General features: G+C 72.0%; 21 protein-coding genes. 7 read left to right on the top strand and 14 right to left on the bottom strand.

What is annotated here, in order from left to right; translation table 11 throughout:
* Window positions 1-58 precede the first annotated feature (58 nt).
* Both AC3ANN_RS11555 and AC3ANN_RS11560 read left to right on the top strand, forming a co-directional pair.
* Window positions 59-1138: a M4 family metallopeptidase gene (locus tag AC3ANN_RS11555; protein WP_488337545.1), complete on the top strand. Its 1080-nt coding sequence runs from the start codon at window positions 59-61 to the stop codon at window positions 1136-1138.
* A 103-nt stretch (window positions 1139-1241) separates the two neighbouring features.
* Window positions 1242-1562 (top strand): protealysin inhibitor emfourin, encoded by a 321-nt coding sequence (locus AC3ANN_RS11560; RefSeq protein WP_488337546.1) that lies wholly within the window; start codon window positions 1242-1244, stop codon window positions 1560-1562.
* Here AC3ANN_RS11560 and AC3ANN_RS11565 read toward each other — a convergent pair whose 3' ends face one another.
* The 4 genes from AC3ANN_RS11565 to AC3ANN_RS11580 are packed head-to-tail and all read right to left on the bottom strand — an operon-like array spanning window position 1563 to window position 4572.
* On the bottom strand, window positions 1563-2171 hold the full coding sequence (locus tag AC3ANN_RS11565) for a GNAT family N-acetyltransferase (RefSeq protein WP_488337547.1): 609 nt from the start codon (window positions 2169-2171) through the stop codon (window positions 1563-1565).
* Window positions 2172-2180: 9 nt separating this feature from the next.
* Entirely contained in the window at window positions 2181-2897 is a 717-nt protein-coding gene (locus tag AC3ANN_RS11570) for a uracil-DNA glycosylase (RefSeq protein ID WP_488337548.1), read from the bottom strand.
* Entirely contained in the window at window positions 2888-3787 is a 900-nt protein-coding gene (locus AC3ANN_RS11575) for an alanyl-tRNA editing protein (RefSeq protein WP_488337549.1), read from the bottom strand. Before AC3ANN_RS11575 ends, AC3ANN_RS11570 begins: the two co-directional genes overlap by 10 nt.
* Entirely contained in the window at window positions 3784-4572 is a 789-nt protein-coding gene (locus tag AC3ANN_RS11580; RefSeq protein WP_488337550.1) for an SDR family oxidoreductase, read from the bottom strand. The genes AC3ANN_RS11575 and AC3ANN_RS11580 overlap by 4 nt, the downstream gene beginning before the upstream one ends.
* A 138-nt stretch (window positions 4573-4710) precedes the next feature.
* Between AC3ANN_RS11580 and AC3ANN_RS11585 the strand changes: the two genes are divergently transcribed.
* The 3 genes from AC3ANN_RS11585 (at window position 4711) to metX (ending at window position 8562) form a co-directional block, all read left to right on the top strand.
* Window positions 4711-6033: a bifunctional o-acetylhomoserine/o-acetylserine sulfhydrylase gene (locus AC3ANN_RS11585; protein ID WP_488337551.1), complete on the top strand. Its 1323-nt coding sequence runs from the start codon at window positions 4711-4713 to the stop codon at window positions 6031-6033.
* Between the two features lie 160 nt (window positions 6034-6193).
* Window positions 6194-7231 carry a DUF2332 family protein gene (locus AC3ANN_RS11590; RefSeq protein ID WP_488337552.1) on the top strand — a complete coding sequence of 346 codons (1038 nt, stop codon included), beginning with the start codon at window positions 6194-6196 and terminating at the stop codon, window positions 7229-7231.
* A gap of 125 nt (window positions 7232-7356) precedes the next feature.
* Window positions 7357-8562 (top strand): homoserine O-acetyltransferase MetX, encoded by a 1206-nt coding sequence (metX, locus tag AC3ANN_RS11595; protein WP_488337553.1) that lies wholly within the window; start codon window positions 7357-7359, stop codon window positions 8560-8562.
* Between the two features lies 1 nt (window position 8563).
* On the opposite strand, the gene AC3ANN_RS11600 is transcribed toward metX, so the two are convergent.
* The 5 genes from AC3ANN_RS11600 to AC3ANN_RS11620 all read right to left on the bottom strand — a co-directional run bounded on the left by AC3ANN_RS11600 (window position 8564) and on the right by AC3ANN_RS11620 (window position 12206).
* Window positions 8564-9307: an NUDIX hydrolase gene (locus AC3ANN_RS11600; RefSeq protein ID WP_488337554.1), complete on the bottom strand. Its 744-nt coding sequence runs from the start codon at window positions 9305-9307 to the stop codon at window positions 8564-8566.
* A gap of 9 nt (window positions 9308-9316) precedes the next feature.
* Window positions 9317-9718, bottom strand: a complete 402-nt coding sequence (locus tag AC3ANN_RS11605) for a hypothetical protein (protein WP_488337555.1) — start codon at window positions 9716-9718, stop codon at window positions 9317-9319.
* A 64-nt stretch (window positions 9719-9782) separates the two neighbouring features.
* Window positions 9783-10097, bottom strand: a complete 315-nt coding sequence (locus AC3ANN_RS11610; protein ID WP_488337556.1) for a thiamine-binding protein — start codon at window positions 10095-10097, stop codon at window positions 9783-9785.
* A gap of 24 nt (window positions 10098-10121) precedes the next feature.
* Window positions 10122-11330, bottom strand: coding sequence for a hypothetical protein (locus tag AC3ANN_RS11615; RefSeq protein WP_488337557.1), 1209 nt, complete (start codon window positions 11328-11330; stop codon window positions 10122-10124).
* Window positions 11331-11366: 36 nt separating this feature from the next.
* Window positions 11367-12206, bottom strand: a complete 840-nt coding sequence (locus AC3ANN_RS11620) for an ADP-dependent NAD(P)H-hydrate dehydratase (RefSeq protein WP_488337558.1) — start codon at window positions 12204-12206, stop codon at window positions 11367-11369.
* A 38-nt stretch (window positions 12207-12244) separates the two neighbouring features.
* Between AC3ANN_RS11620 and AC3ANN_RS11625 the strand changes: the two genes are divergently transcribed.
* A complete protein-coding gene (locus AC3ANN_RS11625; protein ID WP_488337559.1) occupies window positions 12245-13309 on the top strand; it encodes an NADH:flavin oxidoreductase/NADH oxidase in 1065 nt (354 codons plus the stop codon).
* 18 nt (window positions 13310-13327) lie between these two features.
* Here the strand turns inward: AC3ANN_RS11625 and AC3ANN_RS11630 are convergent, their stop codons facing one another.
* From AC3ANN_RS11630 to guaB1, 3 genes are all read right to left on the bottom strand, one after another.
* Window positions 13328-14386 carry a hemolysin family protein gene (locus AC3ANN_RS11630; RefSeq protein ID WP_488337560.1) on the bottom strand — a complete coding sequence of 353 codons (1059 nt, stop codon included), beginning with the start codon at window positions 14384-14386 and terminating at the stop codon, window positions 13328-13330.
* Complete coding sequence (locus tag AC3ANN_RS11635) at window positions 14383-15714, bottom strand: hemolysin family protein (RefSeq protein WP_488340825.1); 1332 nt, start codon at window positions 15712-15714, stop codon at window positions 14383-14385. Before AC3ANN_RS11635 ends, AC3ANN_RS11630 begins: the two co-directional genes overlap by 4 nt.
* A 131-nt stretch (window positions 15715-15845) precedes the next feature.
* Window positions 15846-17303, bottom strand: coding sequence for a GMP reductase (guaB1, locus tag AC3ANN_RS11640; RefSeq protein WP_488337561.1), 1458 nt, complete (start codon window positions 17301-17303; stop codon window positions 15846-15848).
* Window positions 17304-17482: 179 nt separating this feature from the next.
* On the opposite strand from guaB1, the gene AC3ANN_RS11645 reads away from it, so the two are divergent.
* A complete protein-coding gene (locus AC3ANN_RS11645) occupies window positions 17483-21199 on the top strand; it encodes a multifunctional oxoglutarate decarboxylase/oxoglutarate dehydrogenase thiamine pyrophosphate-binding subunit/dihydrolipoyllysine-residue succinyltransferase subunit (RefSeq protein ID WP_488337562.1) in 3717 nt (1238 codons plus the stop codon).
* 16 nt (window positions 21200-21215) lie between these two features.
* Here AC3ANN_RS11645 and AC3ANN_RS11650 read toward each other — a convergent pair whose 3' ends face one another.
* Window positions 21216-22571 (bottom strand): APC family permease, encoded by a 1356-nt coding sequence (locus AC3ANN_RS11650; RefSeq protein WP_488337563.1) that lies wholly within the window; start codon window positions 22569-22571, stop codon window positions 21216-21218.
* Window positions 22572-22673: 102 nt separating this feature from the next.
* Window positions 22674-24227 carry a glycerol-3-phosphate dehydrogenase/oxidase gene (locus AC3ANN_RS11655; RefSeq protein WP_488337564.1) on the bottom strand — a complete coding sequence of 518 codons (1554 nt, stop codon included), beginning with the start codon at window positions 24225-24227 and terminating at the stop codon, window positions 22674-22676.
* Window positions 24228-24268: the final 41 nt, after the last annotated feature.

A 24268-nucleotide genomic window follows, 5' to 3' on the forward strand; every position in this document is an offset into this window, starting at 1 on the left:
CGTTCGATTTCGGGCGTGAACGGATGCCGACGTCCGGCCTCGCCGCTACGTTCAGAGCATGGCACCCGCGATCGTCCCTCCGTATCTGCTCGCTCGCATCGCCGCCGTACAGGAGCCGGAGTGGGCGCGGGCCGCTGAGGCGGCGCGGTCGACGCTCGCGGCGCCGCGCCCCTACCGCCCGACGCGGTCGCGCCTGCGCCTCTCGATCGAGGACGGCGGCACGCTCGTCGCCGAGGCCACGCCGGCGCCCGACCGCGAGATCGCCGACGCGGAAGAGCGCGAGGCGCTCCCCGGCGTTCGGGTGCGCGGTGAGGACGACCCGCCGACGGGCGACGAGTCGGTCGACGAGGCGTTCGACGGACTGGGCGCCACGTTCGACTTCTGGTGGGACGCGTATCAGCGCAACAGCCTCGACGGCGCGGGCGGCCCTCTGCTGGCGACGGTGCACTACGGCCGCGACTACGACAACGCGTTCTGGAACGGCGAGCGCATGGTGTTCGGCGACGGCGACGGCGAGGTGTTCACCGGATTCACGAACTCGGTCACGGTGATCGCGCACGAGCTCGCGCACGGCGTCATCGAGGACGAGGGCGGACTGCTCTATCGCGGTCAGTCGGGCGCTCTCAACGAGTCGATCGCCGACGTCTTCGGGGCGCTCGCCGAGCAGCATCGCCTCGGGCAGACCGCCGACGAGGCGTCGTGGCTGATCGGCGCCGAGATCTTCACGGATGCCGTGCAGGGGCATGCGCTGCGCTCCCTGGCCGCGCCCGGCACGGCGTACGACGACGATGTGCTCGGCAAGGATCCCCAGCCGGCGCACATGCGCGATTTCGTCGTGACCCGCGACGACAACGGCGGCGTGCACATCAACTCCGGCATCCCCAATCATGCGTTCTACCTCGCTGCGACCGCGCTCGGGGGCCATGCGTGGGAGCGCGCCGGCCTTGTCTGGTACCGCACGCTCACCGGCGGCGAGCTCACCTCGACCGCGGACTTCCCCGCGTTCGCGCGGGCCACCCTCGCGGCGGCGGCGGCGGAGTACGGTGAGGAGTCGGAGGAGGTCGACGCCGTCCGCACCGCGTGGACGGGCGTCGGCGTGATCACGGATGGCGAAGGCAGCACGCCGCCAGGGCGGTGACCGGGGCGACCTCGCCCCCGCGTCCGCGCGGACTCCCGCGTCGGGACGGTCGCCGAGCACGGACGCTCCGGCGGAAGCCGGCGAGCCGGCCGTCGAGATAGACGTGGCCCGCACCGGCGGCTTCGCGGGAGTGACGCGCCGCTGGACGGCGCAGCCGCCCGAGGATCAGGCATCCGACTGGATCTCGCTCCTCGACCGGTGCCCGTGGGACCGCGCACCCCGCCCCGCAGAGGCGGACGACGCCTCGACCCCCGGCCCCATGCCCGATCGCTTCGTGTGGTGGATCCGCGCTTCCTGGACCGGCGCCGACCCACGCGAGGCGGAACTGCCCGAGGAGCAGCTCACCGGCGCGTGGCGCGAGCTCGTCGACGCGGTCCGCGAGTGGAGCCGCGCCGTCGGGCAGCCGGAGCGCGGCGGACGCTGATCAGCGCCCGAACAGGCCCTTCTTCGTGGGCTTGATCGACTTCTGCAGGTAGATCGTGCCCAGCCACCGCCCGAACTTGTACCCGACCCGGCCCATGCGGCCGACCTCGACGAATCCGAGCTTCTCGTGGAGCGCGATCGAGGCCTCGGCGCCCTTGTCGCTGATCACCGCGACCATCTGGCGGATGCCGGCCTCCTGGCACGCCTCGATCAGCGCCACCAGGAGCGCTCGCCCGAGGCCCTTGCCCGTCGCCGCCTGCCCGAGGTAGATGGAGTTCTCGACCGAGTACCGGTACGCGGACTTGCTCGACATCGGCTGCACGAGGGCGTACCCGAGGATCTGGCCCGCGGGCGACTCTGCCACGAGGAACGGCAGTCCGAGTCGCTGCAGGTGCTCGAACTTCTCGCGCCACTGCGCGATCGACCACGTGTCTTCGTCGAAGGTCACGACGGAGTTCGTCACGTAGTGGTTGTAGATCTCGCGGATGTCGGGGATGTCGCGGTCCTCGGCCGCCCGGATGTCGAACGAGAAGGCGCGCTCGGGTTCGGGCGTGCGACGGAGATGCCGCGGCAGCCGGCGGCGGTCCCGGTCGTAGTCCTCCTCGAGCATGCCGACAGCCTATGCGCGCACGGCGGCGTCGGCGTTCGCGGGCAGCGCCCAGTCGACCGGCTCGGCGCCGAGCCCGGCGAGCAGCTCGTTCGCTCGCGAGAACGGCCGGGAGCCGAAGAACCCGCGGCTCGCCGACAGCGGCGACGGATGCGGCGACTCGATGATCGGCGTGGAGCCCAGGAGCGGGCGCAGGTTCGCGGCATCCCTCCCCCACAGGATCGCCACGAGCGGCCGGTCACGCGCCACCAGCGTGCGGATCGCGTGCTCGGTCACCTTCTCCCAGCCCCAGCCGCGATGGGATGCCGGCGCCCCGGGCGCCACGGTGAGCACGCGGTTGAGCAGCATGACGCCTTGGTCGCTCCACGCCGACAGATCGCCGTGCGGCGCCCGCGGGATGCCGAGGTCGGACTCGAGCTCCTTGTAGATGTTGTCGAGGCTCCGCGGCAGCGGTCTCACGTGTGCGTCGACGGCGAACGAGAGACCGATCGGATGCCCCGGCGTCGGGTACGGGTCCTGGCCGACGATCAGCACCTTGACGTCGTCGAGCGGCCGCTGGAAGGCGCGCAGCACGCGGTCACCCGCCGGCAGGTAGCGCCGGCCCGCGGCGACCTCGGCACGCAGCCGCTCGCCGAGCGCCGCGATGTCGGGAGCGACCGGAGCGAGCGCCGACGACCATCCGAGATCCATGAGCCCCGCCTCGGCGAGCTCGGGCAGCGTCATCGCCATGGCTCGTCCGCGGAGCCTGCCGGCGCGCTCGTGCGCGGGGTCGCGGTGGTGGTCATCTCGAGCTGCGACCCGCCGTCGACGGCCGTCAGCTCGAACGCGACGGTGATGGCTTCGAGGTCGGCGAGCGAGCCGACGTGGGTTCCACCGCACGGGATGCGGGCCGCGCCGCCCGGCAGGTCGCACACCCACGACCGGCGGTCGGCGAGCGTGTCACCGTCGCGTTCGACGCGCACGTCGGCTCCGGACTCCAGCCACGACGCCAGCTGCGCGTCGACGCGCGCGGTCAGCGCGCCGAGGTCGTCGAGCTCCGCGGGATCGAAGCCCTTGCGGCGGAGCGACTTGCCGATGCGATAGACGTCGCGCGATCCGTTCGGGAGGATCCGCGACTCCTGGATCGCGAGGGCGTCGAACGCAGGCGCCCCCAGGGCATCGAGGGGCGCGTCCTTGCGCCAGGCATCGGCCAGGGCGGCGTCGAGCGCCAGCGCCGCGAGGTGACACGCGGTGTGCCCCGTCGACAGTTCCGCGCGGTATGCCGCGTCGACGTGGACCTCGACCGCGTCGCCCGCCGCGACCGGGTCGCCCTCGACCATGTGCGCCACCACGAACGTCCACCCCGGCGTGCCGGTCCGCACCGGCACATCGGGGCCGAGGAGCAGCTCACCGTCCTTCTCCGCGCCCACGACCGCGTGGATCAGCGGGATCTCGACGCCGTTCGCGATCAGCACGCCCCGGTCGGCGGGCTGGTCGGGCCACGCCGTGTCGACGGGGTGGAACGCGGTCGCATCGAGCACGACGGCGGTGCGTCCCGATCCGGCGTCGGCGACACGCAGCACCGTCCCGCGCGAGGTCAGCGCACCGGCGGGATAGGTGACGACCGTGCCCGGGATCACGAGCCCTCCACGCCACGTGGGCGCAGCGGCCCGCGTGCCAGCAGGTGCTGCGCCGACTGCGCGACGGGCCGCATCGTGACGAGGTCGAGGTTGACGTGGCCGGGGGCGTTGAGCGCGTAGGCGATCACGTCCGCCACGTCGTCGGCGGTGAGCGGGTTCTCGACGCCCTCGTATACGCGCTCGGCCGCGACGCTGTCGCCGCCGAGGCGGTTGAGCGTGAACTCCGGCGTGTGGACCATGCCGGGAGCCACCTCGATGACGCGAATGGGCTCGCCGTTGAGCTCGAGCCGCAGCACGTGCGCCAGCATCCCTTCGGCCGCCTTGGCCGCGTTGTAGCCCGAGCCGCCCTGGTACGGCGTGAAGGCGGCGGTCGAGGTCACGAAGAGCGTGTCGGCGTGGCCGTCGGATGCCGCGGCCTGGCGCAGCTGCGGCAGGAGCGCCGCCACGAGGCGCTGGGCCGACAGCACGTTGACGTCGAACATCCACTGCCAGTCCTCGACGCGCCCGTCCTCCACGCGCTCGGTGCCGCGGGCGCCGCCCGCGACGTGGACGAGGGCGTGGACCGGGCCCGACTCCTCGAGGAACGCGGTGAGCGCCGCCACGTCGGCGTCGGAGGTGAGGTCCGCCGCGAATGCCACCGCACCCGTCTCGGCCTCGAGCTGCGCGAGCCGGTCGGCGCGGCGGGCGACCGCCACGACCTCCCACCCGGTGGCGCGCAGCGCACGGGCCGCCGCCTCCCCGATCCCCGAACTCGCTCCGGTCACCACAGTACGTCTGGTCGCCATGCCTCCACGCTACCGAGCGCAGCGGCGCGATCGTTACGTCACATTTCCCCCGCGTTGTTGACAGCGGCCGGGGATCCGTACTGTCGAACACGGCTGGGGGCGAGGGCTTCCGGCGTCCGATCCCGCAGGAGCACGCACATGTCCGCACCCGAGAACTGGCGTTTCGAGACCAAGCAGATCCACTCGGGGGCACAGCCCGACCCGGTGACCAAGGCCCGCGCGACGCCGATCTACCAGACGACGTCCTATGTCTTCGACAACGCCGACCACGCCGCGAACCTGTTCGCGCTGGCCGAGTTCGGCAACATCTACACGCGCATCCAGAACCCGACCCAGGCGGTCGTCGAGGAGCGCCTCGCCGCCCTCGAGGGCGGCACCGGCGCGCTGCTGCTGGCCAGCGGCCAGGCGGCATCGACCTTCGCGATCCTCAACATCGCCGAGGCGGGCGACCACTTCGTCGCGTCGAGCTCGATCTACGGCGGCACGTACAACCTCTTCAAGTACACGCTCGCCAAGCTCGGCATCGAGGTCACGTTCGTCGAGAACCAGGACGACGTCGAGGAGTGGCGCGCCGCCGTCCGCCCGAACACGAAGCTGTTCTTCGCCGAGACCATCGGCAACCCGAAGATCAACGTGCTCGACATCCGCGCCGTCGCCGATGCGGCGCACGAGGCGGGCGTGCCGCTCATCGTCGACAACACCATCGCGACGCCGTACCTCATCCGCCCGTTCGAGCACGGCGCCGACATCGTCATCCACTCGGCCACGAAGTTCCTCGGCGGCCACGGCACGACCATCGGCGGCATCATCGTCGACGGCGGGAAGTTCGAGTGGTCGAAGAACGTCGACAGGTTCCCGGGCCTCACGGTTCCCGACCCCTCGTACCACGGCGCCTCGTACACGGCCGCCGTCGGCGACGGCCTCGCCTACATCATCAAGGCGCGCGTGCAGCTGCTGCGCGACCTGGGCGCGGCGATCTCGCCGAACAGCGCCTGGCTGCTCATCCAGGGCATCGAGACGCTGTCGCTGCGCGTCGAGCGCCACGTGCAGAACGCGCAGGAGATCGCGGAGTGGCTCGAGAACCAGCCCGACGTGGCCTCGGTGAACTACTCGGGCCTGCCCACGTCGCCGTGGTACGCCGCGGCCAACCAGTACGCGCCGAAGGGCGTCGGCGCGGTGCTGTCGTTCGAGCTGAAGGGCGGCGTCCAGGCGGGTCGCGAGTTCGTCAACTCGCTGACCCTGTTCAGCCATCTCGCCAACATCGGCGACGTGCGGTCGCTCGTCATCCACCCCGCCTCGACCACGCACTCGCAGCTGACGCCCGAGCAGCAGCTCACGACCGGCGTCACGCCGGGCCTGGTGCGCCTCTCGGTCGGTCTCGAGAACATCGACGATCTGAAGGCCGACCTCGAGCAGGCCCTCATCGCCGCGCGTCGCGTGTCGGAGGCGGCTCGCGCCTGACGCGCTGCTCCCTCAGCCTGCCGAACGTCGTCGGATGCCCCGGCCCGCGCTCCTCGGAGCGCAGGACCGGGGCATCCGCCGTCTCCTGTGACCGATTTCGCTCGGTCCGTGGCCGTCCGACGGCGCACGGCGGGCGCCCGACCCGCCGTATCGTGATGGCGTGACGACCGACGACGCCGCACGGATCGCGGCCTACTACGACGATTTCGGGCGCCGCTGGGCGCACGGCACCTCGCCGCTGTACGAGGAGTGGTCGATCGCGATCGCCGCCGATCCCGAGCTGATCGCGCGGATCGCCGAGCTCCCGCAGCGGCTGCGGCAGGCGAACCTGCTGTTCGCCGCCGCGCGATGGGAGGGCGGCCCGCTCGGACCCTACGCGCAGTGGCGCGAGTGGCTCCTCGCCCACTGGGATCAGGTCGTCGCGACCGAGCACGCGCGCTCGACGCAGACGAACGAGCCCAACCGCTGCGCGACGTGGCTGCCGCCGCTCTCGCGCATCGAGGGGCCGATCGCGCTGCTCGAGGTCGGCGCCGCGGCCGGGCTGTGCCTGTACCCCGATCGCTACGGCTACGAGTACACGGGTCCCGGTGGCGTGCGCGTGCTCGAGCCCGCCACCGGCCCCTCGCCGGTGCGGCTCGCGTGCCGCGTCGACGACGACGCCTCGATCCCGGGCGCCGTGCCGGAGGTCGTGTGGCGCCGGGGTATCGACCTCTCCCCCATCGACGCCCGCGACCCGGACGCCGTCGACTGGCTCGCGACCCTGGTGTGGCCGGGACCCGACCACGACGCGCGCGTCGCCCGCCTGCGCGCCGCCGCGGCGGTCGCGGCATCCGATCCGCCCGAGATCATCCGCGGCGACCTCCTCGAGACGGTGACGGAGGCCGCGGCCGTCGCCCCGGCGGACGCCACGGTGGTCGTGTTCCACAGCGCGGTGATGCTCTACCTCGACGAGGCGGGCCGCGAACGGTTCGCCGGCATCATGTCGGGACTCGGCCGTGCGATCGGCCGGAACGTGGTGTGGCTGTCGAACGAGAGCACCCACGTCTTTCCGCATATCGACGCGCGGCTGCCGCACGGCCTGGACGTCGGTGCGCGCTTCGTGCAGTCACGCGACGGCGTGCCGATCGCCCTCGCCGGCCCGCACGGAGCCGTCTACGACACGACCCCGTTCCCGGCGGCAGAGTCCCCGATCCGTTGAGAATTCAGGAGCACACCGCCGGAAACCCGCGGGAGCGGTGCCGCGGCCGCATTTCTTCCTGAATTCTCGACAGCGGCGGGTGTAACAGACGCCTCGTCGCGCGGTCGAGACGGGAGAATGGTCGGATGGACTGGCAGACCTCCGAAGACACCGTGCCCAGCGCGCCGGTGACGGAGGCTGACGCCCGTCTGCTCGGCGGCCGCCCTCCGGCGACCGGCGCGTGGCGCGACGGCGACCCGGTCGGCGACCGGCATTTCGCTGCGTTCGGCGCGTTCCGCACCGAGGGCGGCGTGGAGCTGCCGGGCTATCGCATCGCCTACGAGACGTGGGGCGAGCTCAACGCCACCCGCGACAACGCCGTGCTCGTGCTGCACGCGCTCACCGGCGACAGTCACGTGCGCGGCCACGCGGGGCCGGGGCATCCGACGTCGGGCTGGTGGGACGACATCGTCGGACCGGCCTCCCCCATCGACACCGACCGCTGGTTCGTGATCGCGCCGAACATGCTGGGCGGATGCCAGGGCTCGACGGGTCCGGCATCCATCGGTCCGGACGGATACGAGTGGGCCTCGCGTTTCCCGTACCTCACGATCCGCGACCAGGTCGCCGCGCAGGTGCGACTCGCCGACGCGCTCGGCATCGACGTGTGGGCGGCAGTCCTGGGCGGCTCGATGGGCGGCATGCACGCGCTGGAATGGGCGGTGTCGCACCCCGAGCGCGTCGCGCGCGTCGGCATCCTGTCGGCACCCCCGGTCAACACCGCCGACCAGATCGCCCTGAACTCGGTGCAGCTCGAGGCGATCCGCATCGACCCGCGGTTCCAGGCCGGCGAGTACTACGACGCCCCCGACGGCGACGGTCCCACGCGCGGGCTCGCACTCGCCCGCCGCATGGCGCTGCTCAACTACCGCTCGCCCACCGAACTCAATCAGCGGTTCCAGCGCTCGTGGCAGTCGGGCGTGAGTCCGCTCGGCCGCGGCGGCCGGTTCGCGGTCGAGTCGTACCTCGACTTCCACGGCAACAAGTTCACGCGCCGCTTCGACGCGAACTCCTACATCACGCTCGTCGAGGCGATGAACTCCCACGACGTCGGCCGCGACCGCGGCGGCATCGAGGACGCCCTCGCACGGGTCACCGCGACAGCGCTGGTGCTGGGCATCGACAGCGACCGGCTCTTCCCCATCGACGGGCAGCACCGCATCGCACGCGGCATCCGTCACACCCTCGATGGCGAGCGCGCCGTCGTGCTCTCGAGCGACTTCGGCCACGACGGCTTCCTCATCGAGACGCAGGCCGTGGGTGGGCACGTGCGCCGGCTGCTCGACGCGTGACTCAGCCGCGGCGCTGGTAGCTCCACGGCAGCGAGCCGACCTCGAGACGGTGCCGCGCGGTGCCGGGGGCCGCGGCATCCGTCTCGTACTCGGCGTCGTCCTGCCACAGCAGCACGGGTCCGTCGTCGCCGCGGCGCGCGAGCGTCTCGTAGCGCTGAGTTCCGGCCAGGCGCACGGTGTCGAGGATCGACGCGGCGTCGGGATGCTGCGACAGGTCGTGCAGCGTCACCCACGTCGGCGGATACAGGGTCAGCTCCCCGCGTCCATGCCGGGCAAGCGCGTCGGCGGGACGGATCCACTCCGAAGCGACCGCCTCCTCGGGCGACAGCGCGATCGCCCCGTCCGGTGCGGGGGTGAGGAAGAACCAGGTGCGGATGCGCAGCGCGAGCCCGGGCGGGGGGTCCCACACAGACAGCGTCGAGAGCGCACCGGGATCCACCTCGATGCCGGTCTCTTCACGCGTCTCACGCACACCGGCGCGCCGCGCGACGTCCTCCTCGGGCTCGTCGTCACCGCGGCGGTCGACGTCCTCGAGCTTGCCGCCTGGGAACACCCACGCGCCCGCGAACGATCCCCGGTCGGGGCGCTCGATCAGGAGCACCTCGGGGCCGTCGGCGCCGTCGCGCACCAGCACGACCGTCGCGGCGACGGGCAGATCGCCGCCGGCGTCATCGCCGGCCCCCGCACGCCCCATCGCGTCCACGAGGGACTGCTGCACGCGCCGCCCCGGCGCCTCGTCCGGCATCCGTCAACTCTAGGCGCGCTGCTCGTGCCGACGGAACGACACGATCACGAGCGCCACCGACAGTGCGAAGATCGCGACGCCGAGCGGGATGTGGACGGCCGTCGTCGCAGGGAATCCGATGTGGCCGAGGGCGTCCTGCACCCAGATCGCGACCGTGAGCACGGTCACGAGCACGGCGAAGCTCTTCGGGATCACGCGCTGAGCCGCGCGCACCCACGCGATCACCGCGGGCACCAGAGCCAGCCAGGGAAGCGCCGACCCGACGATGAGGTGCAGCGTCCGCACATCGGCACTGCCCGAGATGAACTGCCCGGCCAGCACCGCCTGCGAGAGGACGGCTGCGGCGATCGCGACGAGGAAGCCGGTGAGGACCGGCGTACGGAGGGCCGGCGAGGAATCGGGAGAGGTCATTCCCCGATGCTCCCGCCCGGCGCGCGCGGCGTCGGTAGAGCCGGCCCCCGGAACGCTCGGGGGGTCAGTTCTCCCGGCTCTCCTCGATCGCAGCCTCGAGGCGCTCGATCTTGCCGTCGAGCTCGCCCGTGTAGCCGGGGCGGATGTCGGCCTTGAGCACGAGCGAGACGCGCGAGCCGAACGGCTGCACGGCCTCGGTCGCGCGCTTGACGACGTCGAAGACCTCGTCCCACTCCCCCTCGATCTCGGTGAACATCGACGTCGTGCGGTGCGGCAGGCCGCTCTCGCGCACGACGCGCACCGCCGCCGCGACGGCGTCGTGCACGGATCCGTCGGCGTTGCCGGTGCCGCTGGGTGCGACGGAGAAGGCGACGAGCATGGGGAACCTCCGGTGGGGCTGGGATCAGGGAACGGGAAGCGGATGCCGGACCCGCGGGGCGACGCGGGCGAGACGGACGAGCGACCACGCGAACAGCGCGACGAGCAGCACGTTGCGCACGACGAGCACACCGACGGCCGCGGGCGTCAGCGCCAGGATCGCGTCGTACCAGAACGGGAAGATGAGCTGGGTGAGCGCGAGCGTGACGAGCGCGAGTGCGGCGGGACCCATCCAGCGACGGCGATCGATCGCGAGGCCCGCGACGAGCGGCGCGATGAGCCACGTCATGTACTGCGGCGACCCGACCTTGTTCAGCACGACGAAGCCGAGCACCAGTGCGAGAGCCAGCGCGGGGAAGAGCGAGGCGAACCCGGCGCCGCGCCAGGCCTTGAACGCCCCGAGCGCGGCGATCGACAGCATCCCGACGATGAGCACCGGTGTCATCGCTGCCACGACCCCACCGACGCCGGGACCGGTCACCTGGAACGTGATGAGGTCCTGGTCGTACACGACCGCGGCCCCGGGAACGCCGCCGGCGGCGAGCAGCATGTACGCGGTGCTGACCGGAGCCTCGATCTGAAGGCCGCGCGAGGTCTGGTCGCCGACGAAGCCGAAGAGGTGCGGCGCTCCCCCGGCCACGACCACGCCCGCGATGACGAGGGCCGACACGACCGCCGCGCCGCCCACCACGGCCAGGCGACGGCGCAGGGCGATCACCGCCGCGGCGAGGAGCGCCGCCGGCCACACCTTGATCCACGTCGCGACGGCCAGCAGCACCGATCCGAGCCACGGCCTTCCGACGAGCCACAGCGACCCCGCGACGGCGAGCGGGACCGTGAACCCGTCGAGACGGAACATGCCCACGCCCCCGAGCGCGAGCAGTGCGGCGAGCCAGAACCATGCCGCGATCACGCGGCCCCGCGAACGGCCGTCCCCGACGAGGATCGCGAAAGCGACGGCGTCGGCGGCTGTCACGATGAGCCCCCACGCGAGCGTGTAGTCCACGGCCGGTCCGGGCGCCGCGGCGAGCAGGATCGGGATGTACGCGAGGAGCGGGTAGACCCAGTCCTCCGTGATGCCAGGGACCGCCTCACCGCGCAGCGCGCGGGCGGCCCACCACCGGTAGAGCTGGTCGACGTCCCACGAAGCCGCATGGTCGCCCGCGTAACCGAGCCAGATGACGGCGGCGTGTACGAGCACGAATCCGACCCACAGCCAGACGCGTCTCGACACCCTTGTCATCCTATGGTCCGGCGGCCCGGGGCCCGCTCACTCCCGGGCCAGCACCTCGGCGACTGCCTTCGGCAGCGCTTCCGCGACGTCCAGAGCGGTGATCGGGCCGCCGGCGGGCCCGAGGGCGGCTGCAGCGAGCGCCGCAGCCCGCCCGTGCAGCCACGCGCCCGACGCCGCGATCTCGGCGAGGGAAGCGGCATCCGCGGCCTGCTCGTGGGCCACCGCGCCCGCCAGCAGCGCGCCGATCACGCCGGCCAGCACGTCGCCGGTGCCGGCCGTCGCGAGCCACGGAGTTCCCGATACGACGGTCGTCGCCCATCCGCCCGGAGCCGCGGCGACGGTCGTCGAGCCCTTCAGCAGCACGACGGCACCCGTCGCCTCCGCCGTCTCGCGAGCCGCCGTCACGCGGTCGCCGCCGACCGCGGGCAGCCCGAGCGCTCGACGCAGTCGCGCATGCTCGCGCTCGTGCGGCGTGAGGATGCGGGGCGCCGTGGCCTCGGCGGCGAGGTCGAGGGCGCCCGCGTCCACGACGACGGGGTCGGTGTCGGACAGCACCGCGCGCAGCGCCTCGGACTCGGCGGGACTCCGTGTCGAGGCATCCGTTCCCGACCCGATCACCCACGCCTGCACACGGCCCTCGGCGGCCACCGTCTCGGGGCGCCGGGCCAGCACGAGCGCTGACGGCCGCTCGGTGCCCACGTAGCGCACCATGCCGAGGCCGGTGCGCCATGCGGCCTCGACTCCCAGCACGGCCGCGCCGGGGTACGCGTCCGAGCCCGTCCGCATGCCCAGCACTCCTCGGGAATACTTGTCGTCGGCGGTCGTTGGCCGTCGGAGGGCGCGTGCCGCGTCCGGCATCGTCCATGTGCCCGTCATGGCGCCACAGTACTCGTCCGCCCATCGTGGGAGTCCTCTTGAGCCACCTCTTCACGCCGCTCCCGCTGCGCGACCTCACCGTGCGCAACCGCCTATGGGTGTCACCCATGTGCCAGTACAGCGCGATCGACGGCGTCCCGCAGGAGTGGCACCACACCCACCTCGCGCAGTTCGCGTCGGGTGGCGCGGGCATGGTCGTCGCCGAGGCGACCGCGGTCTCGCCCGAGGGCCGGATCTCGCCCCAGGACACCGGCCTGTGGCACGATGCGCAGCGCGACGCGTGGGCTCCGATCGTCGCCGCCATCCGCCGTCGCGGCGCTGTCGCCGCGGTGCAGCTCGCCCACGCCGGGCGCAAGGCCTCGACCTGGTCGCCCTTCTCGGGACGCCGAGGATCCGTAGCCCTCGACGAGGGCGGCTGGGCCACGGTCGCCCCTTCGGCGATCGCGTTCGACGGCTACGCCGAGCCGGTCGCGCTCGACGGCGACGGCATCGACCGCGTCGTCGCGGACTTCGCCGCCGCCGCGCAGCGCGCCGTCACGGCCGGATTCGAGGTGTTGGAGATCCACGCGGCGCACGGCTACCTCCTGCACCAGTTCCTCTCGCCGCTGTCGAACCACCGCGACGACGAGTACGGCGGCTCGCTCGAGAACCGCGCGCGGCTGCTGCTTCGCGTCGTGGAGGCGGTGACGGATGCCGCGCCCGCCGCACCTCTCATCGTGCGGTTCTCGGCCACCGACTGGGCCGACGGCGGCTGGGACGCGGCGCAGACGGCGGTCGTCGCACGATGGACGGCCGAGCGCGGCGCGGACTTCTTCGACATCTCCAGCGGCGGCCTCGTCGCCCATCAGCGGCTCACGACGGGACCCGGCTACCAGGTCCACCTCGCTGCGCAGGTGCGCCGTGAGACCGGCGTGCCGGTGAGCGCGGTCGGCATGATCGACGACGCGGCCCACGCCGAGCGCGTCCTGGCCGAAGGCGCCGCGGACGCCGTCATGGCCGGCCGCGAGTGGCTGCGCGACCCGCACTTCGGGCTCCGCGCCGCGACCGAGCTCGGCGCCGACATCGACTACTGGCCGCCGCAGTACCTCCGCGCCCGGCGGTGAGCCGGGCGCGGCGGCCGCTCAGTACCCGCGGCGGCGGGTCGCGTCCTGCACCTCTCCGATGAGCTCCTCGATGATGTCCTCGAGGAACAGCACGGCGGTGGTCTCGCCGGCGTCGCTGCGCACCTGGGCGAGATGGCGCCCGGCGCGGCGCATGACGGCGAGCGCGTCCTCGAGGTCGGTCGACTCGAGCACCGGCACCATGTGGTGGATGCGCTTGGTCGGGATGGGGCGCGCGACCTCGGTCTCGGCATCCGGCCCCTCTGCGGCACGCAGGATGTCCTTCAGGTGCACGTAGCCGACCGGCGCACCCGCCTCGTCGACGATCACGTAGCGCGAGAACCCGTGCTTCGCGACCGCCCGCTCGATCTCGGCGGGCGTCGTCGTCTCGGGAAGGGTCACGAGGTCCGACAGCGCCACGGCGACGTCGGCGGCCTTCTTGTCGGTGAACTCGAGCGCGGCCGACACGGTTCCGGCGGTGTCGGTGAGGACGCCCTCGATCCGTGACTGGTTCACGATCGTGGCGACCTCCTCGAGCGTGAACGTCGACGCGGCCTCATCCTTCGGCTCGACGCGGAACAGCCGCACCACATGGTTCGCGATCCAGTTGAGCGTCACGATCACCGGGTGGAACAGCTTCGACACCCACACCAGGGGGGTCGCGAGCATGAGCACCGCGCGGTCCGGCACCGAGAACGCGAGGTTCTTCGGCACCATCTCGCCGAACACGACGTGCAGGTACGACACCAGCAGGAGCGCGATGATGAACGCCACCGTGTCGACCGCGGCCTCAGACCATCCGGTGAGACCCAGCGGCGCAGCGAGCAGGTGGTGGATCGCCGGCTCCGACACGTTCAGGATCAGCAGCGAGCAGATCGTGATGCCGAGCTGGCTCGTCGCGAGCATGAGGGTCGCGTGCTCCATCGCGTACAGCGCGGTCTTGGCCGAGCGCGAACCCTTCTCGGCGAGCGGCTCGATCTGCGAGCGGCGCGCCGAGATGACCGCGAACTCCGCTCCGACGAAGAAGGCGTTCGCGACCAGGAGCACCACCAGCCATGCGATTCCGGCCCAGTCGCTCACGGGCGTCCACCCCCTTCCGTCGCGGCGGCGTCGTGCGGCATCGGCGTGGGCGTGAAGCGCACGCGGTCGACGCGGCGACCCTCCATGCGCTGCACCTCGATCGTCCCGTCCTCGAGCTCGATGCGGTCCCCGACGACCGGGATCCGCTCGAGCTCGCTCATGATGAACCCGCCGACGGTGTCGTAGACGTCGCCCTCGGGGATGCGGATGCCGGTGCGATCGAGCACCTCGTCGGGCCGGAGCTCACCGGGGAAGATCACGCCGCCCTCGACGCGCACGATGCCCGCGCGGCGACGGTCGTGCTCGTCGAGCACCTCGCCGACGATCTCCTCCACGAGGTCCTCGAGTGTCACGACGCCCGCGGTGCCGCCGTACTCGTCGACGACCACGGCCATCTGGTAACCGCGAGCCCTCAGCTCGGCCACGAGGACGTCGAGGTGCACCGCCTCGGGGAAGCGCACCGGCTCGGTCGCGAGCGCCGCGGCCGGCACATCGGCCCGCCGGTCCCGTGGCACGCCGACAGCGGCCTTCAGGTGCACGATCCCGGTGATGTCGTCCATGTCCTCGCCGTACACGGGGAAGCGGCTGTGCCCGGTGCGCCGCGCGAGCTGGATGACGTCCTCGGCGGAGTCGTCCGCGGCGAGCGCGTGGATGCTGGGACGCGGTGTCATGACGTCGGCCGCGCTCAGGCGCGCGAAGGTGAGACTGCGGTCGAGGAGGGACGCGGTGTCCTCCTCGAGCACGCCCGCGCTGGCCGAGCGGCGCACGAGGCTCGAGAGCTCCTCGGCCGTGCGCGCTCCCGACAGCTCCTCCTTCGGCTCGATGCCGACCGCGCGCAGCACGCCGTTCGCGCTGCCGTTGAGCACGGCGATGGCCGGGCGGAACACCGTCGTGAACGCCACCTGGAACGGCATCACGAGCTTGGCGGTCTGCCGCGGGATAGCGAGCGCGAAGTTCTTCGGCACGAGCTCGCCGAGGATCATCGAGAAGACCGTGGCGACCGAGACGCCGATCACGGCGGCCAGCGGCCGCGACACGCCCTCCGGGATCCCCCACGCGTCGAACACCGGGGCGAGCAGGTTCGAGATCGCCGGCTCCATCGTGTAACCGGTGAGGAGCGTCGTCAGCGTGATGCCGAGCTGCGCGCTCGACAGGTGCGTGGAGGTGATCCGCAGCGCGCTGATGGTCAGCGACAGCCGGCTCTCGCCCGCCGCCTGGCGGGCCTCGAGGTCGGCACGGTCGAGGTTCACGAGCGCGAACTCGCTCGCCACGAACAGACCGGTGCCGATGGTCAGCAGGAGCCCCACGCCCAGCATGACGTAGTCCATCACGCATCACCCCCGTCCATGCGGGAGTCGGGTCGGTGGGGCGAACGTCTGCAACTAGGAGGGTCGTCCATCGTGCCGACCAGTCTACGACAGCGCCCCCTACGGATGCCTCGGGCCGAGGCATCCGGAACCTACCAGCTGACGCGCAGCGCCTTGCCCTCTTCGTAGCCCGCGGCGGACTGCAGCCCCACGCGGGCGCGGTCGTGGAACTCCGCGACGGTGGCGGCGCCGGCGTAGGTGAACGACGAGCGGACGCCGGAGGTGATCATGTCGAGCAGATCCTCGAGGCCGGGACGCAGCGGGTCGAGGTAGATCCGCGACGACGAGATGCCCTCGGCGAACAGCTCCTTGCGGGCGAGCTCGTACGGGTCGAGGCGCCCGAAGCGCTCGTGCACGGCCTTCGTCGACGCCATCCCCCACGATTCCTTGTAGGCGCGGCCGGACTCGTCGACCTGGAGCTCGCCGGGGGCCTCGATCGTGCCGGCGAACCACGAGCCGATCATGACGGATGCCGCGCCCGCCGCGAGCGCGAGCGCGACGTCGCGCGGGTAGCGCACGCCGCCGTCGGCCCACACGTGGGCGCCCATGATCCGGGCCGCCTCGGCCGCTTCGAGGACGGCCGAGAACTGAGGGCGGCCGACCGCCGTCATCATGCGCGTCGTGCACATGGCGCCGGGTCCGACGCCGACCTTCAGGATCGTCGCTCCCGCGGTGACGAGGTCGTGCACGCCCTCGGCGGTGACGACGTTGCCGGCCGCGATGGGGATGCCGAGATCGAGGTCGGCGACCTCTCGCAGCGCCCGGAGCATGCCCTCCTGGTGCCCGTGGGCCGTGTCGACCACGAGCACGTCGACGCCTGCGGCGGCGAGGGCCTTCGCCTTCGCCGCGATGTCGCCGTTGATGCCGATCGCGGCCGCGACGCCGAGCCGCCCCGATGCGTCCACCGCCGGCCGGTACAGGGTCGAACGGAGCGCGCTGCGTCGCGAGAGCGTTCCGACGAGGTGGCCGTGGTGCAGGACGCACACGGTCTCGGCGTCGGCGGCGACGATGACGTCGAACGCGTGGCGCGCGCTCTCGATGTCGTCCGCGTCGACGGATGCCGCGCGCCCGCGTGCGAGGTCGCCCAGGCGCGCATCCGGCAGCGCCGTACCGAGGCGCGTCGCGGGCACGACTCCGAGGATGTCCTCGGCGTCGACGTGCCCGGTCGAGGCGTCCGCGACCACGATGCCGTGGCCCTCGGTGGGCGGGAGCAGCCGCGCCGCGTCGGCGACGGTCGCGTCGGGCGGCAGCACCAGCGGCGTGTCCCACACGACGGGCTGGGCCTTGACCCACCTGATCGCGGCGTCGAGCTCCTGCAGCGGCATGTCCTGGGGCAGCACGCCCAGACCGCCGCGCCGCGCGAGCGTGGCCGCCAGACGCGCGCCGGTGACCGAGTTCATGTTCGCCGACACGAGCGGGATCGTCGCCGGCGTGCCGTCGCCGGGGGCGAGGTCCACATCGAGCCGGCTGGTGATCGCCGAGCGCCGTGGGACGAGGAAGACATCCGAGTACGTCAGGTCGACCTCGGGCGATGCACCGTAGAACTCCATGACCCGCAAGGGTAGTGACAGTTCCTGTGCGGGAAATGATGCGCGTTCTTTCAGGTCGGCGGGGCGTTGGGGCCGGGACCGCCAGCGCAGACTGGGCTAGGCTTAACCGATGCGTGTGAAGGCCTCAGCAGCCCCACCCGCATCCCCAGAACTTCACCGATGAAAGCAGGCGATTCAGCGTGTCGAGCCAGGTGACGGGCGTCGGGGTTTCGAACGAGGGAGAGTTCGGAGCCAACGAGTGGCTCGTCGACGAGCTGTACGAGCAGTTCAAGATCGACCGGAACTCCGTGGACAAGGCGTGGTGGCCCATTCTCGAGGCCTACCATCCCGTCGACGGCAGCACAGGAGCCGCGGGGACGACGGGCGCTCCGCCCGCACCGGCTCCCGCTGCCGCGACACCGGCACCCGCGTCGGACGCGCACCCGGTGACCGCCCCCGTCCCCGTCATCGGCGCACAGCCGGTCGCGCGCACGACGGCGCGTCCGGCGGCGCCGCAGCCGATCCCCGCACAGGCACCCAAGGCCGAGCCGTCGCCCGCCGAGTCCGTGGCCGAAGACCGGGTCACCGCCCTCAAGGGTCTTCCCAAGACGCTCGCGGCGAACATGGACGAGTCGCTCACGGTTCCGACGGCGACGAGCGTGCGCACGGTTCCCGCGAAGCTGATGATCGACAACCGGATCGTCATCAACAACCACATGGCGCGCACGCGCGGTGGCAAGGTCAGCTTCACGCACCTCATCGGCTGGGCGATCATCCAGGCGCTCAAGGAGTTCCCGAGCCAGAACGTGTTCTACGCCGAGATCGACGGCAAGCCGTCGGTCGTGGCTCCCGCACACGTCAACCTCGGCATCGCGATCGACCTTCCTCGTCCCGACGGCACGCGCGCGCTCCTCGTCCCCAGCATCAAGCGCGCCGACCAGCTGACCTTCGGCGAGTACCTGACCACGTACGAGGACCTCGTCACGCGCGCCCGCGGCAACAAGCTGACCGCTGCCGACTTCCAGGGCACGACGATCTCGCTGACCAACCCGGGCGGCATCGGCACCGTGCACTCGGTGCCGCGTCTCATGAAGGGCCAGGGCTGCATCGTCGGCGCCGGCGCGCTCGAGTACCCGGCCGAGTTCCAGGGCGCGAGCGAGAAGACGCTCGTCGAGCTCGGCATCGGCAAGACGATCACCCTCACGAGCACCTACGACCACCGCGTCATCCAGGGCGCCGGCTCGGGCGAGTTCCTCAAGAAGGTGCACGAGCTCCTCATCGGTCAGCGCGACTTCTACGAGGGCATCTTCGCGGCGCTGCGCATCCCGTACGCGCCGATCCACTGGGCCTCCGACATCAACGTCGATCTCGCGGAGCGCGTCGACAAGACCGCGCGCGTGCAGGAGCTCATCAACTCGTTCCGCGTGCGCGGCCACCTCATGGCCGACACGGACCCGCTCGAGTACGTCCAGCGCACCCACCCCGACCTCGAGATCGAGAGCCACGGGCTGACGTTCTGGGACCTCGACCGCGAGTTCGTCACCAACGGCTTCGGCGGCAAGCGCCAGATGAAGCTGCGTGACATCCTGGGCGTGCTGCGCGACTCGTACTGCCGCACCATCGGCATCGAGTACATGCACATCCAGGACCCGGGGCAGCGCGCCTGGTTCCAGCAGAACGTCGAGGTCAAGTACCAGAAGCCCGGCCACGACGAGCAGCTGCGCATCCTCGACAAGCTCAATCAGGCAGAGGCGTTCGAGACCTTCCTGCAGACCAAGTACGTCGGGCAGAAGCGCTTCAGTCTCGAGGGCGGCGAGTCGCTCATCCCCCTCCTCGACGAGATGCTGCAGGGCGCGGCCGAGGCGGGCCTCGACGGCGCCGCCATCGGCATGGCCCACCGTGGACGCCTCAACGTGCTGACGAACATCGCCGGCAAGACGTACGGCCAGGTGTTCCGCGAGTTCGAGGGATCCGTCGCGATCGGCTCGAAGAGCGGTTCGGGCGACGTGAAGTACCACCTGGGCACCGAGGGCACGTTCGTCGCGGACGGCGACGGCGGCCAGGAGCTGCCGGTGTACCTCGCGGCCAACCCGTCGCACCTCGAGACGGTCGACGGCGTGCTGGAGGGCATCGTCCGCGCGAAGCAGGACCGCAAGCCCATCGGCAGCTTCTCGTGGCTCCCCATCCTCGTCCACGGCGACGCGGCCTTCGCGGGCCAGGGTGTCGTCGTCGAGACGCTGCAGATGTCGCAGCTGCGCGGCTACCGCACCGGCGGCACGATCCACGTCGTGGTCAACAACCAGGTCGGTTTCACGACCACGCCGCAGGACGGGCGCACATCGGTCTACGCGACCGACGTCGCCAAGACCATCCAGGCGCCGATCTTCCACGTCAACGGCGATGACCCCGAGGCGGTCACGCGCGTCGCGCAGCTCGCCTTCGCGTACCGCGAGCGGTTCCACCGCGACGTCGTGATCGATCTCGTGTGCTACCGCCGCCGCGGTCACAACGAGGGCGACGACCCCTCGATGACGCAGCCCCTCATGACGAACCTCATCGAGGCGAAGCGCTCGGTGCGACGCCTCTACACCGAGGCTCTCGTCGGTCGCGGCGACATCACCGAGGAGGAGTACGAGCAGGCGAAGCAGGACTTCCAGAACCGTCTCGAGATCGCGTTCGCCGAGACGCACGCGGCCGAGACCGGCTCGTCCCCGGTCGTCGAAGCGGATGCCGCGGCCCTGCCCGTCGCCGGCGAGCCCGAGACCACGGGGGTCTCGCGCGAGATGGTGCATCTCATCGGCGACACGTTCGTCAACAAGCCCGACGGCTTCACGGTTCACGCCAAGCTGCAGCAGCTCCTCGAGAAGCGCCTCGACATGAGCCGGAACGGCTCGATCGACTGGGGCTTCGCCGAGCTCCTCGCGTTCGGCACCCTGCTGCTCGAGAAGACGAACGTCCGCCTCGCCGGGCAGGACTCGCGTCGCGGCACGTTCGTGCAGCGCCACGCGGTGCTGCACGACCGCGCGAACGGACAGGAGTGGATCCCGCTCACGAACCTGAGCGAGGACCAGGGCCGGTTCTGGGTGTACGACTCGTTCCTCAGCGAGTACGCGGCGATGGCGTTCGAGTACGGGTACTCGGTCGAGCGCGCCGATGCACTCGTGCTGTGGGAGGCCCAGTTCGGCGACTTCGCGAACGGCGCCCAGTCGGTCGTCGACGAGTTCATCTCGTCGGCCGACCAGAAATGGGGCCAGCAGTCGAGCGTCGTGCTGCTCCTCCCCCACGGCTACGAGGGCCAGGGACCCGACCATTCGTCGGCCCGGATCGAGCGATACCTGCAGATGTGCGCGCAGGACAACATGACCGTCGCCCGTCCGTCCACGCCGGCGTCGTACTTCCACCTGCTGCGTCGTCAGGCGTACGCGCGTCCGCGTCGCCCGCTCATCGTCTTCACCCCGAAGGCGATGCTGCGGCTGCGCGGTGCCACCAGCAAGGTCGAGGACTTCCTGAGCGGCAAGTTCCAGCCGGTGCTCGACGACGACCGCGGCGTCGACAAGGCCGCCGTCACGCGCGTTCTGCTGCACTCGGGCAAGATCCACTGGGATCTGCGCGCGGAGCTCGACAAGAACCCGAACCCGGCGATCGCCCTCGTGCGCCTCGAGCAGTACTACCCGGCCCCGATCGACGAGCTCACTGCTGTTCTCGCGTCGTACCCGAACGCCGAGCTGGTGTGGGTGCAGGACGAGCCCGAGAACCAGGGTGCCTGGCCCTTCATCGCGCTGGAGATCGCGCAGCACCTGGGCGGCCGTGCCATCCGCCGGATCTCGCGCCCGGCTGCCGCGTCGACGGCCACCGGCTCGCCGAAGGTCCACGCGGTCGAGCAGGCCGCCATCATGCAGAAGGCGCTGACGCTCTAGCCGAGCCGATCGCCCGTCACGTCGCCCCCGGTGTGGGCGCGGCGGCCGTCGCTTCGACGGCCTGCGCGGCCTCCGGGGGCGATGCGCCGTGGACTGCGGATGCCGTGGACCGCGCTCGCGCGCGGCGCACCAGCGTGACGATCAGGGCGGCGCCGGCCAGCGCCGCGGCGGGCAGCAGCGAGCCGATCGCGAGCACGAGCATGCCCGCGCACAGGACCGCGGCGATGAGGGCCATGACCCAGCCGGCGGTCCCGCGGCGCAGCAGCCGGACGGCGGCGACCATGCCGACGGCGTAGATCGCGACCATGCTGCTCGTGTGCACCAGGATGAACGGCGTCAGATCCAGCCCCGCCCACAGCATGAGCGAGAAGTACACCGCCACCACGGCGCCGGTGAGGGCGAGGGCCCGCCGGGGGATGCCGCCGGCCTCGGCGCCGGCCGCGAACCACCGCGGAAGGTCGCCGTTGGAGGCGAGGGACGCCCCGAGCTTCGCGAACGCGGCGAGGTAGGCGTTCATGACGCCGAGGGCGACGATCGCCGCGATGAAGCCGACGGCGGCCGCGCCGAGACCGGGTGACCCGAGACGCGCGAGTTCGAGGAGGGGCACCGCCCCGTCGCCCGCGGTCGTGCCGAGGGCGCCCACGGTGACGATCTGCAGCACGAGGTAGCAGGCACCCGTGACGACGAGTGCGATCGCGGTGCCGATCGGGATCGCCCGGCGCGGATCGCGGAACTCCCCCGAGATGTGGGTGCCGACCTCCCACCCCGCGAACGCCCAGACGAACAGGCTGATCGCCGTGCCGACGCCCGCCCACCCGTTCGGGAGGAAGGGCTGGAAGTTCTGCGGTTCGACCGCCGGCGCGGCCAGCGACACGACCCCGACCACGACGGTGAGCAGCAGCGCGGTGAGCACGAACTGCACCCATCCGGCGACCCGCACGCCGAACGCGTTCGCGGCGAACGGCGGGATCAGGATGGCGAGGGCGATGACGGGCACCATCGCCCGGTCGGCGCCGATGACGGCGACGACGTACTCGCCCCCGAGCACGGCGACCACCGGGGCGCCCGCGCACACTCCGAACATGAACCAGTAGCCCGTGACGCGGGCCGCGGTGTCGCCGAGCGCGCGGCGGGCGTAGCTCGCGACGCCGCCGGGGTCGGGGTAGCGGGCCGCGAGCACGGCGAAGGTTCCGGCGAGCGGGATCGAGAGGCCGATCACGGCGATCACCGCGACGATGCTCGCCGGCCCCGCCGCCTCGGCCGCAAGGCCCGGAAGGACGAGCAGTCCGGTGCCGAGGACCGAGGCGATGTACAGCGCCGTGCCCTGGACGAGCCCGAGGCCCCCGCGTGCGGCATCCGTCTTCGACGTCATCGGTCCAGTGTCGTCGACCGGTCCGACATGATGCGCTCCGCGCCGCGCCGTCCTCGGACGGAATCCTGCCAATCCGCGATCCCCGTTCCGGGTTTCGTCCCGTCACAGCTCCAGCGGCAGGACCCCCGCCCTCTCGAAGGCGGCGGCTGCGGCATCCGTCGACGTCTCACGGTCTGCGTCGACGAGCCCCAGGCGCGTGCGCCGGTCGAGAAGGTCGTCGAGGGTCAGGGCGCCCTCGACGGCGACGCCCCAGTGGAGCTCCTGCGCGGTCACGCCGCACGCCGCGGCCGGGCCGCCGGGCAGCCCAGTGACGAACGAGGACTCTGCTCCGTAGCGCCGCACGAGGCGGGCGGGCGCGGGCAGCTCGTCGAGCCGCGCGCGCGGCCACGCGCCGACGAGCGGCAGCGTACGCGTCGGCGAGGGCCGCGAAGGCAGACCGGGGTCGCGCCGGACGACGGCGTCGACCGCATCCTCCGCCATGCGCCGGTACGTCGTGAGCTTGCCGCCGACGACGCTCAGCAGTCCCGACGACGACTCCATGATCGCGTGGCGGCGCGAGAGGTCGCTCGTCTCGTCGTCGCCGCGTCCGGCGAGGAGCGGCCGCAGCCCTGCGAAGGTCGAGAGCACCTCGGCACGGGCGAGCGGCTCGGCCAGCACGGTGTTGACGATGTCGAGCAGCGTGTCGACCTCGTCCTCGGTGGCGCCGGCGACATCGGGAACGGTGTCACCCGCCGGCACGTCGGTGAGGCCGATGTAAGTGCGGCCGTGGATCGCAGGGAGCGTGAAGACGAATCGGCTGGACGACCCCGGCACCGGCACCGTGAGCGACGCGTCGGACCCTCCGAGTCGCGCGGTCGACACCACCAGATGCGTGCCGCGACTCGGACGCAGCCGGATGTCCGCGTCGAGCGCACCGGCCCACACTCCGGCAGCGCTCACCACGGCACGCGCACGCAGCGTCATCGTGGCGCCTGTGACGCGGTCGCGCACCACGGCGCTGTCGCCCGTCGCCGAGAGCGCTTCGACGCGGGTGAGGACGGATGCGCCGTACCCGGCCGCGGTGCGGGCGACCGCGACCACCAGCCGGGCGTCATCGATGAGCTGCCCGTCCCAGCCGCGCATACCGCCGCGCAGTGCGGCTCCGCGCACGGCGGGCACGAGCCGCAGGGTCTCGTCGCGGCCGATCGGGCCGGGCGCGCGCAGCAGGCTGCCCGGCGTTCCGACGAACCGGCGCAGACCGTCGCCGAGTCCGTACCCTGCCCCGACGAACGCGCCGCGGCCGATCGCGCCGGGCGCGTACAGCGGCACGACCTGGGCGAGCGGGCGCGTGAGGTGCGGCGCGGTGCGTGTCAGCAGGAGGTGGCGCTCGGCCGCGCTCTCGTGCGCGATGCCGACCTGGCCGGAGGCGAGATAGCGCAAGCCTCCGTGCACGAGCTTCGACGAGAACCTGCTGGTGCCGTGGGCGAGATCGTGCTTCTCGACGAGAACCGTCCGCAGGCCCCGGCTCGCGGCGTCCAGGGCGACCCCCGCTCCGGTGATGCCGCCGCCGATCACGAGCACGTCGATCTCGCCGGCGTCGGCGAGCGCATCGAGCTCGCGTGCCCGCCGCCCCGCCGACAGCGCGGAAGGATGCGGCGTCCGCCCGATGATCTGCACAGTGACATGATGCCGCAGCGCCGTGGGACGCGTTGTCTCAG

This window comes from Microbacterium sp. STRO-2N (assembly GCF_057747775.1).